This window comes from Paenibacillus sp. JNU01 (genome assembly GCF_059130585.1).
In genome coordinates this window covers 5,928,417-5,944,727 of record NZ_CP169723.1, presented here as the reverse complement: position 1 = coordinate 5,944,727, position 16,311 = coordinate 5,928,417, and the positions used below count along the sequence as shown (strand labels likewise).

The following is a 16,311-nucleotide window of genomic DNA, read 5'->3' as shown; positions in this document are numbered from 1 at the left end:
AAGATGATGCTAGCAGCCTGATATCCAGAGCGTGTTCACGTTCTAACCTTTCACTGCACCAATCGTAAGTCCTTTGACAAAATAACGTTGTACAAACGGATACAGGAACAAAATCGGTCCCGTCACAACGATCGCCATCGCCATCTTGGTTGATTCCGTAGGCACATCCTGACTAAGCGTGATCCCTGTGCCAATCGCCATCTGGTCAATAAAAGTAATCGTGTTCATCGTGTTATAGAGATAAAATTGCAGTTGGTACATATCAGGATTGTTAATGAAGAGCGATGAGGTAAACCAGTCATTCCAGTACCCCAATGCCAGAAACAGACCTACAGTAGCAATCCCAGGCATCGCCAGTTTCAACACAATGCTGAAATAGATGCGGAAGTCGTTAGCTCCGTCAATCTTGGCTGACTCGATCAACTCATCCGGCACAGCCGAACGAATGAAGTTTTTCATCAAGATAATGAGGAACGGTGTCATCAACCCCGGGAAAATCAGTACGGTATACGTATCTGTGAGGTTGAAGTAGTTCGCCAGCATAATGTACCAAGGCACAAGTCCCCCACCAAACAACGTTGTGAAGTAGATAAAAAATGAGAACGTGTTCCGATATTTAAAGTCCTTACGCTGGAGCACAAAGCCGGCCATCGTGATGAGAAACAGCCCTAGCGTGGTCCCCACCACCGTTGTAAAAACGGTTACCCCATAAGCCTTGAGTACCTGAGTTGGGAATTTGAACACCATTTTGTAACCTTCCAGGGAAAAGTCCGTTGGAAAGAGGTGATAGCCATCCCTTACAATGGATTCGTTGCTGCTAAACGAACCGGATAGAATCAGAAGAAAAGGTAGCAGGCACATGATGGATAAGATGATGATGAAGCTATAGGAAATCAGTTGAAACATGAAAGTAAACTCCGAATCTCTGAGACGTGTATTCGTACGCGTGCGAGTATTCATTGGCGTGTTCATGATCGTTCTCCCTTCTGCCCTGGGGGCGTTCTAGAACAAGGCGTAGTCCTCATTTACTTTGCGGATTATATAATTGACGGTCATGATCAAAATGAATCCAAATAAGGACTGATACAGACCAGCAGCCGTTGCCATCCCGATATCAAACGTTACTTTCAGTGAACGATACACATACGTATCAATAATATCTGTAGCATTGTACAGCACCCCATTGTTACCAATCAGTTGATAAAATAGGTCAAACTGCCCCTTCATAATACTGCCGAGCGAGAATAACAGCAGGATGACAAAGGTTGGCTTCAGCATTGGTACCGTAATGTACCAGATCCGCTGAAAAATGTTGGCCCCGTCGATTCGGGCAGCTTCATAATACTCGTCACTGATCCCCGTTATGGCGGCCAAATAGATGACCATGCTGTATCCGAGATTCTTCCACAGATAAAAAATGATGATCAAAAATACCCATATCCAAGGTGTATTATAAATATCCACCGGTCCAGCCTCGAAACGTTTGAGAACCGTGTTCACAAAACCCGACTCGTAGTTGAACATGTTGTAAGCGATTACACTTAATAGTACAAATGAGATGAAATACGGCAAGAACATGACGGATTGCGTAATTTTTTTGAATAACCTGCCACGGATTTCACTAAGCATGATCGCACAGAAGATCGCCAGTCCGTTTCCTAATATAATGAAGGCGAGGTTGTAACCCACAGTGTTGGTTGTGAGCTTCAGCAGCATTCCGGATTGCCATAGGAACTTAAAGTTCTCCAAACCGACAAATGGACTGCCAAACAGTCCGCCTTCAAAATCATACCGGGTGAACGCATAATAGATACCGACCATTGGAAAATACGAGTTAATCAGAAAAAAGATCAGCGTGGGCAACAGCATCAGAAACATGATTTTGTTTTTGTTCAATTCTTTGAGCATGGCTCGATCCCTCCCGAATTTCTTGCGGTGCTGCGTGGTGGAGCTCTCTTTTTATTGTAGGTGCTCCCTTCGCTCACGGATACTGAAGCTTCCCCTCAGAAAATGAACGATTCTGCGAAATGAACTATGAACAAAACGAACGAACCGTGAAATGAACAGACATCCACACGCATCCGTTCACAAATGTTGATATCGTGCATAGGCCGCAACTGGTGAACAATCCTGCGAAAGTTGAACTTTATGTAGAGAAAGTAGGCAAAACAGCCTGTCCAGCGTTGATGTAAACGCATACATAGTATATAATTCAAGATACTCTTGTTCTTCTGCTCATCCAGGTATGAAGTCTGGCGTATGTATATGAAGTTCTATGTTCTCCACCCATAACAAGAGGTCCAAGGGGGAAAAAGAATGCGTAAACGTTCAGAGGACAGTCAGCAGGTCTTCACACGGATTCTGATCGGCATTATCATCAGTACCGTCGCCACCTTGCTTGTGGCTTCTTCTATTTTGTATGTCAACTATAATCGGATTGCTCTTCGCCAGGTGTATCGTACTGATATGAACAGCCTTACACAAACCAGCCGTGAAGTAGCCAAAATGACCGAGACTGCGAAATCATTGTCATATCAGATTTATCAGGACTACACCATCTCATCATTACTGCTTTATTCCAAACCAAATATCTATGAGATTACATCGGCGATGGAGCAGCTCGACAACTACCGCATGTCCCTTCCCTTTATCGAATCTATCTATGTATATAACTCTAAAAGCAATGATTTTTTTATCAGTTCCAACGTGCGTAATGGGCAGCAGTCCGTCTCGGAGATCGACGATCAGGGGATTACAAGCATCCTCCAACGCTTCCATGACTATAAACCTTTTGTTCCCATCCCGCGTACATATCAGGTCGGCTCTACTGAAGAAACAGAGGTCAACAGCTACACTTATCTCTGTTACGACACGATCAATGACAACGCGAAATTAAACTATGCTGTCATCGTTAATATCAAGGATGATTGGCTCAGTCCGAACATGAATGCTGTGGATCAACCAGGCAAGACCTTTATCGTGAATGAGAATGGGGATCTATTATCCGACTTTGGTGATCGTTCATTGATGAAAAATCTCTCCAGTGAAGCTTTTATGAAGCCAATTATGCAGGATGCGGAGCATTCCGCTTATTTTACCGAGAAGGTCGACGGAGAAAAATCACTCATCACCTATACCGCTCCCGATGATCTGGGCTGGCGTTATGTGAGAATAACACCGTATGATCTGATTACCTCAGATATACGGAGTATGCGTACACATACCGTTCTGTTTTGTGTTGGACTTCTCATCGCAGGGTTGCTGCTCTCTTACCTTGTATCCCGAAAACTATATCACCCTATTGATAAGGTGCTTGTTCGTTTACGTGTGATGGAAGCAGAGCGACGTGGCAGTCTTCATCTGTTACGGCAGGATTTTCTGCGTGGGGCCTTGCAGGGTCGTGAAACAGTAACTGGAGGTATGTTGGAAGAACGGATGAAGTTCTACGGTTCCTCCATTGATGTTCAGCGTGCTTCCAGACTCGTATTGCTGCGTATTGATCATTTTACGGAATTCTGCGAAACGTATCGTGATGAGACCCAGCTTGTCAAATACGCCATGATGAACATCTGCACCGAGACAGCCGATCTCCACTATAATGCGGAAGCTGTGGATATGGGCGGTGATCTGATCACACTCATTTTCAACGAGAAAGTGGAATACCAGGAACTTGAGCAACCTGCTAACAACCGGATAGAAGAGCTGCTGCGCATGATGCAGGCTGCTGTGATGACCCATCTGAAATGCTCCATCTCCTGTACGATCGGCACGGAGGAAGATTCATTGGAAGACAGTATTGCTTCCTACACCAGATCAGCCGAAGCTTCACTGCATCGTTTGTTCATGGGACCCGGCTGTCTGATCTATACTTCTGACATTATGGCTTATCACGCCAAAGAGTACGCATTCCCGGCAGGTAAGGAAAGACAGCTTGTCGATCATCTAATGACAGGCAAGACGCAAGAAGCCAAGCAAGTCTATGCAGATATCGTCGGTGAAACAGCCGCTTATCCCTTCACCGTCTTCCAGCTGGCCTTATCCCATCTGACGATGACACTCAACCATGTACGAAATACCCTTAAGAAAAATAATCAACTCACGCTTGATTCAGTATCAGATGGACTCATGCTGCCTGTGAAAGAAGCGGAAGACATCAGTGAAGTGCATGAACACTTCTATCGTATGTTTGATGAGCTTGGTTCCAAAGTTGAAGAGAAACGTACACTGAAGCACGAAGAGTTGATTCGCAAAATCAACGGCATTATTGAGCGGGACTATGCGGACCCTAACCTATGTCTAACTTCTATTGCAGATGAGCTTAGCATGTCGCCCATCTATGTAAGCAGGCTCTACAAACAGCTCACCCTGAAAGGGCTAACGGACGTGATTAATGAAACCCGCATAGCCAAGGCTCAACATCTGCTGGTAGAGACAGAGAACTCCGTTGCCGATATTGCCGAGAGGACCGGATTCACCAACAGTTCCTATTTCTATCGCATGTTCAAAAAGTTCAACGGTGTTACACCGAACGATTATCGCCGCAAAGAGTTTCATTCAGAGAACTTTTGAAATCATCCCAGACGTGATTATTAGGAGCACTTCACAACGCCAAAAAGAGCGACCTATGAGAATGAACCATTCCCCTCATGTGTCGCTCTTCTTTAATGAGTTTAAGTTAGATTTCGATTTTATTCCTGTTCCTGACCTTCACCAGACTCATCTGTCGCTTCGCGAACTTTATACTTGTCCAGACGTGTCTGCTGATACTCACGCAGTGCCTCTTCACCCACAATCACTTCAACCCGGTGAATGTTCATGCCTTTGCCCATGAATTTCTGCTCATACTCGGTCATCACATGTTCTTCGTTAAGTCCATCGCGATGCAGGTTCAAAGACAGATTCGTCATTTGCAGACCAAAGTCGGCAATGGCGTTGAGTGAGAAATCAAACAGCGTCTCCGAATCGGTTTTGAAATGAATCTGTCCTTTTGCATTAAGCAATTCCGTGTATTTCTTCAGGAAGCGCGGGTGCGTCAACCGGCGACGTGCATGCTTTGCTTTTGGCCACGGATCGCTGAAGTTCAAATAAATGCGTTCCAGTTCTTCCGGTTCAAAAACTTCCTCGATCTGTTCAATGTTTGCCAGCGCAAGCTTCAGGTTCGGAGGTGTCTCCACATCTGCCTGGCTCCACGCATTCCGAGCTTTCTCACTGGCACGACGCACCAGTTCATCATACATATCAATACCGATGAAATTAAATTCCGGATATTTATAACTCATTTGGCTGATAAATTGACCTTTACCCATACCAAATTCCACGAAGATCGGATGGTCATTGCCAAACAGTTCAGACCATTTTCCTTTATGTTGCTTGGGGTCCAGTACAACAAGATCAACTTGTTGCTCCAGATTTTCTCTTATCCCTTTTCTGCCACGTAAACGCATTTTATTCCTCCGTTTGTCCCATACTTGTCTCAGACTTATTTTGCCGAAGAACTCGCAAATTGTAAAGAGCAATGAAAAGGGAATCTTCGGATCTGCCACTTTGGGCAAATCTCAAAGATTCCCTCTTCGATTTATTTGGAATTGGGGTCCAACTACTTTAGTAGTTCATAGTCTACCTTATCTTGGTGTGAAAAATCAAATGTCTTTTCGAAAGCATCGCGAACTTTTTGTCTTGCAGCCGCTTTCACTTTCGGATTTCCATTAAAACGAACACCCGTTAAAGCCAGTGCTTCTTCTGCCGTCAATTCAACAGACACATGATTCAATTCATTGTTTTTTACTTGGGAATTCATTCATATCACCTCACGGTATAGTATGGTCCATGACGTCAACATTGATTCAAATGCTATGATGAATAGTACCCATTAGATGGTGTCTGACGCTGATTTAAATATAACATAAGGTGTAAACTATAGCAAGGAGAAAACCTTGATTTTACGGCCTATTTTGCGTTTTGGTTCCCTTTTTTTTTAGTTTTTTGATACAATGATAAAAGTTCATGAAGACACCTATAATCGCTATCCATCGTCTATGACGGAAATCGCATAGCGCTTCTTCTTTTGTTCACGTATGATTACTGTAATTAGACAGCCAAAGGAGTACCTTGAAGATGAATGCACCTGCATTACAGTCCCCTCTCCTGTGGGGAGATAAACGATTCCATACCTGGAATTATGAGATGCGAGATCAATTCAACAATAAAGTTTTCAAAGTGATGCTGGATGCTGGATTCACCTGTCCCAACCGTGACGGTTCCATTGCCAAAGGTGGTTGTACCTTCTGCAGTGCGCGCGGATCAGGCGATTTTGCTGGCAGCAGACGTGAAGATCTGGTCACCCAATTCAATACAATTCGAGGTAAACAGCACCTCAAGTGGCCTACAGCCCATTATATTGGTTACTTCCAAGCCTATACGAACACATATGCTCCGGTTGAGGAGCTTCGCGAATATTTTGAAGAAATTTTAGAGCAACCAGGTGTTGTTGGTCTGTCCATCGCCACGCGCCCGGATTGTTTGCCAGATGACGTTGTTGATTATTTGGCTGAACTGAACGAGCGCACATACTTGTGGGTTGAGATGGGGCTTCAAACGATCCACGATTCCACATCAACATTGATTAATCGGGCGCACGACACGAAGTGTTACGAAGAAGCGGTTGAGAAACTGCGCAAACGAAATATACGTGTGTGCACACATATCATATACGGTCTGCCTCAAGAAACGCATGAGATGATGCTGGACACAGGACGGGCAGTAGCCAATATGGATGTACAGGGCATCAAGATTCACCTATTACATCTGATGCGTAAAACACCAATGGTGAAGCAATACGAAGCCGGTCTTTTACGTTTTCTCGATCAGGACGAGTATATCAAGCTGATCGTAGATACATTGGAGATGCTCCCGCCAGAAATGATCGTACACCGCCTTACAGGCGACGCACCGCGTGATCTGCTGATTGGACCAATGTGGTCCATGAACAAATGGGAAGTATTGAACTCCATTGATCGTGAGCTGCGAGAGCGGGATTCATGGCAGGGTAAGTATTGGAGGCGAGCATAGATGGGCTTTCTTTCGGTTCTCAGCTGTGCTCATCAGTGGATTGCTTCCCGTCTGCAGCCAGGTGATCTGGCCATAGATGCAACGGTTGGTACAGGAGCAGACACACTATTTTTGGCACAACAAGTAGGCAAACGTGGTCAAGTCATTGGATTCGATATTCAAAATGAAGCCCTTACGCTTGCACAGGCCCGGATTCGAAAACAAAACGACGAAGCCAAGCTTGGCTCCATCTCCATGCTTCAACTAAGTCATGATCGAATGGCAGAAGCCGTGCCGGAGTCATGGCTTGGTGCGGTTGGCGCAGTCATGTTTAATCTGGGGTATCTGCCTTCGGAAAATGCAGATTCCTCCATCATAACCAAGACTGACAGTACAATTGCTGCACTCGAGGCCGCACTCGCTTTATTACGTCCTCGCGGCATTATTACAGTTGTGCTCTACCCTGGTCATGACGGAGGCGCACAGGAAGCATCAGCCGTGTTGGAGTGGTCCTCTTCCCTGCCGGTAGGACAGGCACAGGTTGTGCTGTATCGCCAATTACAGCGAGAAACTTCTCCTTTTCTGATCGGAATTGAGAAAAAATAATTTCCTTTGTTCACCAAATACAATAAACTAGACACAATCGCAAGGTGAGCTGTTAACGGCTTCTCCTTCCTGCGATCTGTGTTCTAAATCTACATATGCAAACGTATTCACTTGTTTGTTCATGGCGATTGCATGCCCATGACTGATTAAAGCGATCCACCATTTCATATACTAGAGGAGAGATTACTGATGTCTACGCCATACCCATTACAATTCCAACCTGAATTCAAAGAACGTGTGTGGGGCGGTCGTGCGCTGGAGCAATTCGGCCTTACGCCCCCTGAAGGACATATCGGAGAAGGCTGGATGATAGCCGATCATCCAAACGGTACAACCAAGGTATTAAATGGAGCACTAGCTGGCAAGGGTCTGGATGAAGTTCGTGAACAACTGGGCACCGAATGGCTTGGAACCAAAGGCGTTTCCGAAAAAGGCGGTCGTTTCCCCCTTCTGATTAAGCTGCTTGACTGCAACGATGACCTGTCCGTTCAGGTTCATCCCACAGACGAGTATGAGGCACTTCCTCCTGGCGAGCTTGGCAAAACAGAAATGTGGTATGTACTTGACGCAAAACCGGGCGCGCACATCATCTACGGCCTGAATGAAGGCGTGGATCGGGCAACATTGAAAGAGGCATTGGAAAATGGCACGGTGATGGATACCCTTCGTCAGGTACCTGTAGAAGCTGGTGATACGTTCTTTATCCCTGCCGGAACCGTACATGCGCTCTGTGCAGGTGTCGTTGTCGCTGAGATTCAGCAAAACTCGGATACAACTTACCGGATTTACGATTACAATCGTCCTGGACTGGATGGCAAACCACGTGAGTTGCATGTTGAAGACTCATTGAATGTCACCGCCTATGAGGGCGCAGGTGCTTCAACAATGAAAACCAATAACGCTACTCCTGGTGAATGGCTCAAGCTTGCGGAATGTCCTTATTTTGTGGTGGAAAAAGGGGTTGTAACTGAACGTTGGGAACTCTCCACAAATCCTGACAGCTTCACGATTCTCGTTGTCTGTGAAGGAGAAGGCACTTTGGAGTGGGCACATGCTGAATCAGACAGCATTGAATTGAAAGCTGGACAGTGTTATCTCTTGCCAGCCAATCTGGGTTCTTATACTTTAAACGGGAATACTACTGTTCTTCGCTCTTATCTGCCATAAATCAAGCTCATATGTAACCTGTGAAGGAGGAATTACACGAGATGCAGGAATCTACCTTTGCCTTGGTTGCTAGTGAAGGTACCCGTATTCATGTGTACCGCTGGCTTCCCGATCCGGAACGCGACGTTAAGGGTGTAGTGCAAATTGCACATGGCATGGGCGAGACGGCCGCCAGATACGCGGAATTTGCCAGCGTTCTTACTGAAAATGGCTATGCGGTCTATGCCAATGACCATCGGGGTCATGGCAAAACTGTGGAGAATGCCAAGCTACTCGGTAATGCTGGTGTCGATGCCTTCCGCTGGATGGCAAGTGATATGATTAATCTCGGCGAGGTAGCCGCCAAGGAGAATCCTGGGGTGCCCTTGTTTCTAATGGGACATAGCATGGGTTCATTCTTGGTACAACATCTCATGTACGCTGGTGATGAGCAGTACCATGCCTTTATTCTATCCGGGACGAATGGTAGACGCGGTCTGCTACGGTTTGGAGAGAAGCTGGCCTTCTTGCAATGCGGCATTCAGGGGGATACTCATCCCAGCATGCTGCTCAACGCGATTGTATTTGGTGGATTTAACCGCTCTTTCCGCCCTGCAACGACACCGTTTGATTGGTTGTCCCGGGACGCACAAGAGGTTCAGCGATTCATTGATGATCCCCTGTGCGGGGCAGTCTGTACAGCAGGCTTTTTCCGCGACTTCTTCAAATTGCTGCTCGAAGTCCATCTTCCACACAATATGGAGCGCATACCTAAACACAAACCCGTATATCTGTTCTCAGGTGAAAAGGACCCCGTTGGACTTCATGGCAAAGGTGTTCTTAATCTGGTCTCCCAGTACAAGAAGCTTCAACTGGAGAATATTGAGTATCGCCTGTATCCGGGTGGACGCCACGAAATGCTGCATGAGATCAACCGAACAGAAGTGGCTCAGCATGTTGTAGACTGGCTAGAGCGGAATACCCCTAGCTCGAATACACACGATAGGCCTGTGAGCCTTACTGAAACAGCTGACTCTATATAATAGAGCCGGAACAATACAATATTATCAATAGCTAAAGAAACCCCTGAATCGGATGTACAGCTCACGCTGCGCTCCAATTCAGGGGTTTCTTGTTAAGCGATATGAATAATAGCCTTGATCAAACGTTATGGATTAACCTTCAATCAACAGTGATTCCGGGTCTTCAAGCAGTTCTTTCACGGTCACAAGGAAACGTACAGCTTCACTGCCGTCGATAATTCGGTGATCGTAAGACAACGCGATGTACATCATTGGACGGTTTTCCATCCGCTCTGCATCAATCGCCACTGGACGAAGCTGGATCTTATGCATCCCCAGAATACCCACTTGTGGTGTATTCAGAATTGGCGTAGATAACAAGGAACCGAATGTTCCACCATTCGTGATGGTGAACGTTCCACCTTGCAGATCAGATAACGCCAGTGTGTTGGAACGAGCTTTGGATGCCAGGTCCGCAATGCTCTTCTCAATCTCGGCAAAGCCCAGACGATCGGCATCACGCACAACCGGTACAACCAGTCCTTCTTTCGCAGATACGGCAATGCCGATGTCATAATACTTTTTGAGTACAACATCTTCGCCATCAATCTCTGCGTTAATTGTAGGGAATTTTTTCAGAGCTCCCACAACTGCTTTGGTGAAGAATGACATGAACCCGAGGTTAATCTCATGTTTCTCTTTGAACTTGTCCTTACGGCGTTTACGTACATCCATGATGGCAGTCATATCCACTTCATTAAACGTAGTCAACATGGCTGCAGTCTGCTGAGCCTCTACCAGACGTTTGGCAATGGTCGCACGACGGCGAGACATCCGCTGACGCTCCACTGGTTTGGTATACGTGGAACTTCCAGCTGCCGGAGCACTTGGTGCCGCAGGAGCTTTATTGGCAGGTGGAGCTGCCGGAGCAGGTGCCTGATTGTTATGGCTCTTCACGTCGTCCTGGTATACCCGTCCAATTGGATCTTTGCTCTGAACCTGATCCAACTCGATACCACGTTCACGTGCAAGCTTGCGAGCGGACGGTGAAGCCGTTTTGGCGCTGTCGGATGATTCCGGTGCCGCCGCAACAGGTGCTGTTGGTGTTGGTGCTTCAGGTGCAGGAGTAGCGGCCTTTTTCTCTTCTGCCGCTGCCGGTTCGGAAGCGGGTGCACCGCTTCCTCCTCCAGAGCCAGCTGAGAGTGTACCGATCGTTTCACCGATCTCTACCGTCTCTCCTTCCTGACGAATGATCTTCTCCAGCACACCGCTTTCTTCTGCGCTGATCTCGATATTTACTTTATCCGTTTCCAGTTCAAGAAGCACATCACCCTGATTAACGGTTTCCCCTTCTTTAACCATCCATCTGGATACAGTTCCCTCAGTTATTGACTCACCCATTGCAGGTACTTTAATTTCACTCACAGCTATTACCTCCCCAGTGGAATATTATTCTTCGTCGTTTGTTTCAACGCAGATGTAATAATCTGTTGCTGTTCCATACTATGCACAAGCTGATAACCGCTGGAAGGACTTGCGTGTTCCGGGCGACCTTCGTATCTAACGGTTGTGCCTTCCGGAGCAACTTCGCGAAGACGAGGCTCCATGTAAGTCCAGGCGCCCATATTTTTGTTTTCTTCCTGTACCCATACCAGTTCTTTTACATTACTGAAACGTGCGAGGATACGTTTGATCTCTTCTGCCGGGAACGGATACAGCTGTTCCACTCGAATAATGTGAAGCCATGACCAATCTGCTTTATCTTTTTCAAAAGCATCTTCCAGGTCAATGGCAATCTTGCCACTGCACAGAATAATGCGCTCCACACGATCCGGCTGCGTACCCAGCCCAGCTTGCTCAAGCACAAGTTCGAATTTGCCTTCACTGAATTCCACTGCCGGTGATGCAACACGCGGATTCCGGATGAGACTTTTCGGTGACATCATCACAAGTGGACGGGCATCTTCCGTTTCAGTCAACGAAGCTTGACGACGCAACAAGTGGAAGTACTGGGAAGCACTCGACAAGTTGGCAACCGTCATGTTGTCTTCTGCACACAACTGAAGGAAGCGTTCCAGACGAGCACTTGTATGCTCAGGTCCCTGACCTTCATTCGCATGTGGAAGCAACATCACCAGACTGGATTTTTGAGACCACTTGGCACGACCTGCGGATACAAACTGGTCAAAAATAACCTGTGCACAGTTGGCAAAATCCCCGAATTGAGCTTCCCAGATGACCAGTGTATCTGGTGAATATACGTTATATCCGTATTCGAATCCAACAACGGATTCTTCAGACAACGGACTGTTATAGATGGCAAAGGATGCTCTTGCCTGTGGCAAGTGATGCAACGGACAGAACTTGGCTCCGTTCTCCGAATCATGCAGTACCAGATTCCGATGAGCGAATGTAGCGCGCTCGGCATCCTGTCCACTAATCCGAATTGGTTTGCCATCAGCGAGAATGGTTGCAAATGCGAGTGTCTCCGCAAGGCTCCAATCCACTTTTTCCCCTTCGTTCAGGGAAGTGCTCCGGCGTTGCAAAATGCGCTGTAGCTTCGGATACACATTGAAGTTCTCAGGCCATTTCAGCAGGTCCGCATTAATGCTGCGCAGATTCTCCAATGGTACGGCAGTAGGCGTAATTGTAACTGCTTCCGGCTCACTGATTTTCCGTTGGTAATATTCATGTACTTCATTTTTCTTCATCTGGTCATAAGCTTCTTTTAATTTGTTCGTTACTCCATCGCGAATGCTCGTAATGGACGCATCATCGATAACGGATTCCTGCTTCAATAGATCCTGATACAGGTGGCTTACCGTTGGATGGTTTTTCACCTTGTCATAAACGATAGGTTGAGTCGTTTCGGGATCATCAGTTTCATTATGGCCGTAACGACGGTAACCGATCAAGTCGATCAGGAAATCCTTTTTGAAACGATTGCGATACTCTGCTGCCATACGAATGGCTGCAATACAAGCTTCTGGATTGTCCGCATTCACGTGAACAATCGGAATTTCGTACCCTTTAGCAAGGTCACTTGCGTAGTATGTTGAACGGGAATCACCGCTATCTGTAGTGAAACCCAGACGATTGTTAACGATAATATGGATGGTCCCACCATTCTGATATCCTGGCAGAGCTTTGAAGTTAAGTGTCTCCGCAACGATCCCTTCTCCAGGGAATGCGGCATCACCGTGCATCAAAATGGTAGCTGCCTTCGTTACATCCTGTTTCGGATATCCAGGGTCACGACGGTCATCCTGAGCCGCACGTGCAAAACCCTGTACAACCGGATTGACGTATTCCAGATGGCTCGGGTTATTCGCCAGAGTAAGGCGGGCCTGCACAGTTTCCCCGTCTTTTACAAAACGGTTGGCACCCATATGATATTTGACATCCCCCGTCCAACCGTAGTTGATTCCAGTCGAACCTTCCGATGGAACCAGGTCTTTGTTCGGAGCATGATGGAATTCAGAGAAAATTTTGCTGTACGGTTTGCCTAATACATGGGCAAGTACGTTTAACCGTCCACGGTGGGCCATACCCATCAGAATGTGGCTTGATCCGGCTTCTGCCATGATACGGACAGCTTCGTCCAGCATCGGTACAAGCACATCGTTACCTTCGATAGAGAAACGTTTCTGTCCAACAAATGTTTTGTGAAGATAGTCTTCAAATTGCTCAACTTCAACCAAACGTTCCAGCAAAGCCTTACGTTCTTTCGGCGTAAGTGGAGCTGGTGAAGTCCGGGATTCCGCACGGCGATTCAACCATTCACGTTCTTGAACTTCGTGCACATGACTGAATTCATAGGCCATGGGTCCAGTGTAAATCTGACGCAAGCGTTGGATTGCATCCCAACCGGTTGCGGTCTGCCCATCTGCACCTTCCCAGATCAGGGAAGCAGGCAAAGCTTTCAGATCTTCTTCGTTTAATTCAAAATGCTGAGGTTCCAGCAAAGATGTATCTGTATCTTCACTGATTCCAAGCGGGTCTATGTCTGCAGCAAGATGACCATACGTACGGATATTCCATACCAGCTTACCTGCTGTAACCGCTTTCTGTAATAATTGAATGTCCACGCTTCCGGAAGCCGATTGGGCGTTGCCGGAATTCGAGGTTGTGCGTGCATCCTTGCCAGACATTGGCGGTGCACCCCATTGTTCAAATAGTTCACGATAGGCCGGTGTAACCGAACCAGGGTCTTGAGCAAATAATTCATATTGTTCCTGTACGTATCCCATATTGGGGCCATAGTAACTTTCCCAGGGCTTCTTGTTGCCTTCCACGATCGTCATCGACGTTCCCTCCGTCTTGATTTAGTCATAAGTTTTTGACGGAAATCATTGACTAAGCCGTAATTTGCGTTCGTTCAACATTTTAAGCGAAATTTTTCATGAAGTCCAATAATCGTGCTGTTGGTGGTAGTAACGTTAGTCCGACGCTCCCGTCAAGGTTTGTCTGCGTTTTCAAAATCAAAGTAGAACAATGATTGTATATACCGTCGCACAGATGTCGAATACTGTCCTGATCCGTTCGAAGGTTACACTTTCTCCTCTTCTTCAAGTGAAGTCCGTGTTCTAATATCTATTCTATAAACTTTTACGCTCAGGAGCATTTCCTATTTTTAGCTCAATTGATGCATAAATTAGATGAATCAAAATTCATCGAGCAATTTGGTTAGAACAACGAACGCTTAATTATAACAAAATAGGCATATGATCTCCCATTTTACCTCCTTAATTGAATTGTGGTCCATTATGTTCAAAAACAAACCGTCAAGTTAAACATTAACCAATTGACATGACATTCAACAAATAATTGGTTTTTTCTTCAGGAGACCCACTAAAAAAGCTGGCCCAGACGTGAATTATCCGAGCAGCTTCTTTGGATATATCCAATTTGAGTTAACAGTATAGTTAATGATGCGCATCAGGGTGTTCTTTTACTAATCATATACTCTGCAAACGGCGTTAGGGAAAGATCAGCAGTCTGCTCCAGTGTAAACCAATCCGCGCCTAACGAATCTTCACCATCGGGTTCTTTTTTGATCTTATCCGGCTGACAAGCTGCGGTCAAAACAACATCGTACAGCATCCCGATATGGTGCAGCTCTTCCGGCTCACCTTGATGCACCCATTCCACAACCTTAGACTCCGCAGAACAAATCATTACTTGTAGATCGGTCAGGCCGGTCTCTTCTTCAATCTCACGATGAAGAGCTGCCTCTGGATGCTCACCAAACTCCAGCCTTCCGCCCGGTAAATCCCATTGCCCCTGATATGCTCCCCGTGCCTTATGAATCAACAGAATTTTTTGCTCCCAAGTGACCAAGCCATATACGCCAATATGTGTATACCGATTCACCTAAGTACTCTTCCTTTCGTCTTCATCCTCTGTAACAGCATCCAGATCTATGGCCATACGAATCATATCCACACAGCGAATACCATCCTCTATAATTTCTTCCTCATAGTGCCTCACAAAGAAATCACGATCAACCCCGATAATGCGGAAACCGCAACGTTGGTATAACTTCAATTGATGAAAGCTGGAGTTGCCTGTTCCAATCTCGAGAATCCGGCAGCCTAATCTGCGTGCAGCTTCCATCGCTTCCTTAATCATGTGTTTGCCTACACCTTGTCCCTGCAGTTCTTCCTGTACGGCAATATTAACTATCTCGGCAGTCTCCGGACGAGTCTTGAGCAATACGAACTCTCCAACCATCTCTCCTTCATACTCAGCAATAAAACAAACACCCCGACTCAGGTACTCATCAACAATTTCTTTTGAAGGATCAGCCATCAATAAAAGTTCGTATGGTCGCTCTTCTTCCCAATCCAAAATCCGGAACGACAATTTCATGCCAATCTCCACCTTTTCATCGTACAATATTCATTCTCGTTCTGTTTGCAGAAGCCTATGTATGGCAAATCTACAAATATATCATGCTTACTTCAACAAACTAGTTTACTCAATCTATTAAACACACACTGTTTCTCCTGGGCTAGTCATCTCCCATAAAAATAGTAACCTTCATTATACCATAATATTTGGATATAAATATATAGATATGGATGATACATTATGAGGCATTAATTTTATCCTAACCCAAGCTTAAATGCTCATGGATTAATTTCCATTCCCCATCAAGCCCAGCAACAAACACATTCGTTGCCCGCCCCTTTCCATAAGCCGGCTCTCCCTGATAAATCCCCTTCCAGTGGTAGGTATAAATACAAACTGCCTGATCTTTGCTAGTCGTAATCCACTTAACCTCTTCAGCACTGTAGACTTCTTCCTGGACTGTTTCCCAAGCGTTCTCAAAATAAGCCCGGATTACGTCTGGAGTAGTGCATGACGTTCCTGTAAACCAATATACGGCATCTGGCGATAACCATTTGCTCACTTCATGAAACTGATGTGTATTCGTCGCTGCAATGTATCCTTCTAGGGCATGCTGGTATCCCATGATCTTCTCTCC

14 protein-coding genes are annotated in these 16,311 nt (G+C 46.0%); 5 read left to right on the top strand and 9 right to left on the bottom strand.

The window, feature by feature from the left end; genetic code table 11:
* Positions 1-42: 42 nt before the first annotated feature.
* Both NLBNIHML_RS26145 and NLBNIHML_RS26140 read right to left on the bottom strand, forming a co-directional pair.
* Entirely contained in the window at positions 43-906 is an 864-nt protein-coding gene (locus NLBNIHML_RS26145; protein ID WP_370511436.1) for a carbohydrate ABC transporter permease, read from the bottom strand.
* Positions 907-1,002: 96 nt separating this feature from the next.
* Entirely contained in the window at positions 1,003-1,908 is a 906-nt protein-coding gene (locus NLBNIHML_RS26140; RefSeq protein ID WP_017689672.1) for an ABC transporter permease, read from the bottom strand.
* 408 nt (positions 1,909-2,316) lie between these two features.
* Between NLBNIHML_RS26140 and NLBNIHML_RS26135 the strand changes: the two genes are divergently transcribed.
* Positions 2,317-4,569, top strand: a complete 2,253-nt coding sequence (locus NLBNIHML_RS26135; protein WP_494353166.1) for an AraC family transcriptional regulator — start codon at positions 2,317-2,319, stop codon at positions 4,567-4,569.
* A 119-nt stretch (positions 4,570-4,688) separates the two neighbouring features.
* Here NLBNIHML_RS26135 and trmB read toward each other — a convergent pair whose 3' ends face one another.
* Together trmB and NLBNIHML_RS26125 are read right to left on the bottom strand one after the other, a co-directional pair.
* Positions 4,689-5,444, bottom strand: a complete 756-nt coding sequence (gene trmB, locus NLBNIHML_RS26130) for a tRNA (guanosine(46)-N7)-methyltransferase TrmB (RefSeq protein WP_494353165.1) — start codon at positions 5,442-5,444, stop codon at positions 4,689-4,691.
* Positions 5,445-5,596: 152 nt separating this feature from the next.
* Positions 5,597-5,797, bottom strand: a complete 201-nt coding sequence (locus NLBNIHML_RS26125) for a hypothetical protein (protein WP_036610190.1) — start codon at positions 5,795-5,797, stop codon at positions 5,597-5,599.
* 317 nt (positions 5,798-6,114) lie between these two features.
* Between NLBNIHML_RS26125 and mnmL the strand changes: the two genes are divergently transcribed.
* From mnmL to NLBNIHML_RS26105, 4 genes are all read left to right on the top strand, one after another.
* Positions 6,115-7,068 carry a tRNA modification radical SAM protein MnmL/YtqA gene (mnmL, locus tag NLBNIHML_RS26120; RefSeq protein ID WP_494353164.1) on the top strand — a complete coding sequence of 318 codons (954 nt, stop codon included), beginning with the start codon at positions 6,115-6,117 and terminating at the stop codon, positions 7,066-7,068.
* Positions 7,069-7,653 carry a tRNA 5-(aminomethyl)-2-thiouridylate-methyltransferase MnmM gene (mnmM, locus tag NLBNIHML_RS26115; RefSeq protein WP_342572390.1) on the top strand — a complete coding sequence of 195 codons (585 nt, stop codon included), beginning with the start codon at positions 7,069-7,071 and terminating at the stop codon, positions 7,651-7,653.
* Positions 7,654-7,842: 189 nt separating this feature from the next.
* Complete coding sequence (locus NLBNIHML_RS26110; protein WP_339240789.1) at positions 7,843-8,820, top strand: type I phosphomannose isomerase catalytic subunit; 978 nt, start codon at positions 7,843-7,845, stop codon at positions 8,818-8,820.
* A 41-nt stretch (positions 8,821-8,861) separates the two neighbouring features.
* Positions 8,862-9,842 (top strand): alpha/beta fold hydrolase, encoded by a 981-nt coding sequence (locus NLBNIHML_RS26105; RefSeq protein ID WP_494353163.1) that lies wholly within the window; start codon positions 8,862-8,864, stop codon positions 9,840-9,842.
* A 132-nt stretch (positions 9,843-9,974) separates the two neighbouring features.
* Here NLBNIHML_RS26105 and odhB read toward each other — a convergent pair whose 3' ends face one another.
* The 5 genes from odhB to NLBNIHML_RS26080 all read right to left on the bottom strand — a co-directional run bounded on the left by odhB (position 9,975) and on the right by NLBNIHML_RS26080 (position 16,299).
* Positions 9,975-11,246 (bottom strand): 2-oxoglutarate dehydrogenase complex dihydrolipoyllysine-residue succinyltransferase, encoded by a 1,272-nt coding sequence (gene odhB / locus NLBNIHML_RS26100; protein WP_339259994.1) that lies wholly within the window; start codon positions 11,244-11,246, stop codon positions 9,975-9,977.
* 5 nt (positions 11,247-11,251) lie between these two features.
* Entirely contained in the window at positions 11,252-14,125 is a 2,874-nt protein-coding gene (locus NLBNIHML_RS26095; RefSeq protein ID WP_339240783.1) for a 2-oxoglutarate dehydrogenase E1 component, read from the bottom strand.
* A 634-nt stretch (positions 14,126-14,759) separates the two neighbouring features.
* On the bottom strand, positions 14,760-15,194 hold the full coding sequence (locus NLBNIHML_RS26090; RefSeq protein WP_494353162.1) for an NUDIX domain-containing protein: 435 nt from the start codon (positions 15,192-15,194) through the stop codon (positions 14,760-14,762).
* Positions 15,195-15,692 (bottom strand): GNAT family N-acetyltransferase, encoded by a 498-nt coding sequence (locus NLBNIHML_RS26085; protein ID WP_339240779.1) that lies wholly within the window; start codon positions 15,690-15,692, stop codon positions 15,195-15,197. It lies immediately after the preceding gene.
* A gap of 241 nt (positions 15,693-15,933) precedes the next feature.
* Complete coding sequence (locus NLBNIHML_RS26080; protein WP_494353161.1) at positions 15,934-16,299, bottom strand: YybH family protein; 366 nt, start codon at positions 16,297-16,299, stop codon at positions 15,934-15,936.
* Positions 16,300-16,311 lie beyond the last annotated feature (12 nt).

Excerpts from the sequence above, each read along its gene's own strand:
- NLBNIHML_RS26125 (WP_036610190.1), bottom strand. The coding sequence starts at position 5,797 with ATGAATTCCCAAGTAAAAAACAATGAATTGAATCATGTGTCTGTTGAA.
- mnmM (WP_342572390.1), top strand. The coding sequence starts at position 7,069 with ATGGGCTTTCTTTCGGTTCTCAGCTGTGCTCATCAGTGGATTGCTTCC.
- mnmL (WP_494353164.1), top strand. The coding sequence starts at position 6,115 with ATGAATGCACCTGCATTACAGTCCCCTCTCCTGTGGGGAGATAAACGA.
- NLBNIHML_RS26145 (WP_370511436.1), bottom strand. The coding sequence starts at position 906 with ATGTTTCAACTGATTTCCTATAGCTTCATCATCATCTTATCCATCATG.
- NLBNIHML_RS26105 (WP_494353163.1), top strand. The coding sequence starts at position 8,862 with ATGCAGGAATCTACCTTTGCCTTGGTTGCTAGTGAAGGTACCCGTATT.
- NLBNIHML_RS26135 (WP_494353166.1), top strand. The coding sequence starts at position 2,317 with ATGCGTAAACGTTCAGAGGACAGTCAGCAGGTCTTCACACGGATTCTG.
- NLBNIHML_RS26085 (WP_339240779.1), bottom strand. The coding sequence starts at position 15,692 with ATGAAATTGTCGTTCCGGATTTTGGATTGGGAAGAAGAGCGACCATAC.
- NLBNIHML_RS26095 (WP_339240783.1), bottom strand. The coding sequence starts at position 14,125 with ATGACGATCGTGGAAGGCAACAAGAAGCCCTGGGAAAGTTACTATGGC.
- NLBNIHML_RS26140 (WP_017689672.1), bottom strand. The coding sequence starts at position 1,908 with ATGCTCAAAGAATTGAACAAAAACAAAATCATGTTTCTGATGCTGTTG.
- NLBNIHML_RS26110 (WP_339240789.1), top strand. The coding sequence starts at position 7,843 with ATGTCTACGCCATACCCATTACAATTCCAACCTGAATTCAAAGAACGT.
- NLBNIHML_RS26080 (WP_494353161.1), bottom strand. The coding sequence starts at position 16,299 with ATGGGATACCAGCATGCCCTAGAAGGATACATTGCAGCGACGAATACA.
- trmB (WP_494353165.1), bottom strand. The coding sequence starts at position 5,444 with ATGCGTTTACGTGGCAGAAAAGGGATAAGAGAAAATCTGGAGCAACAA.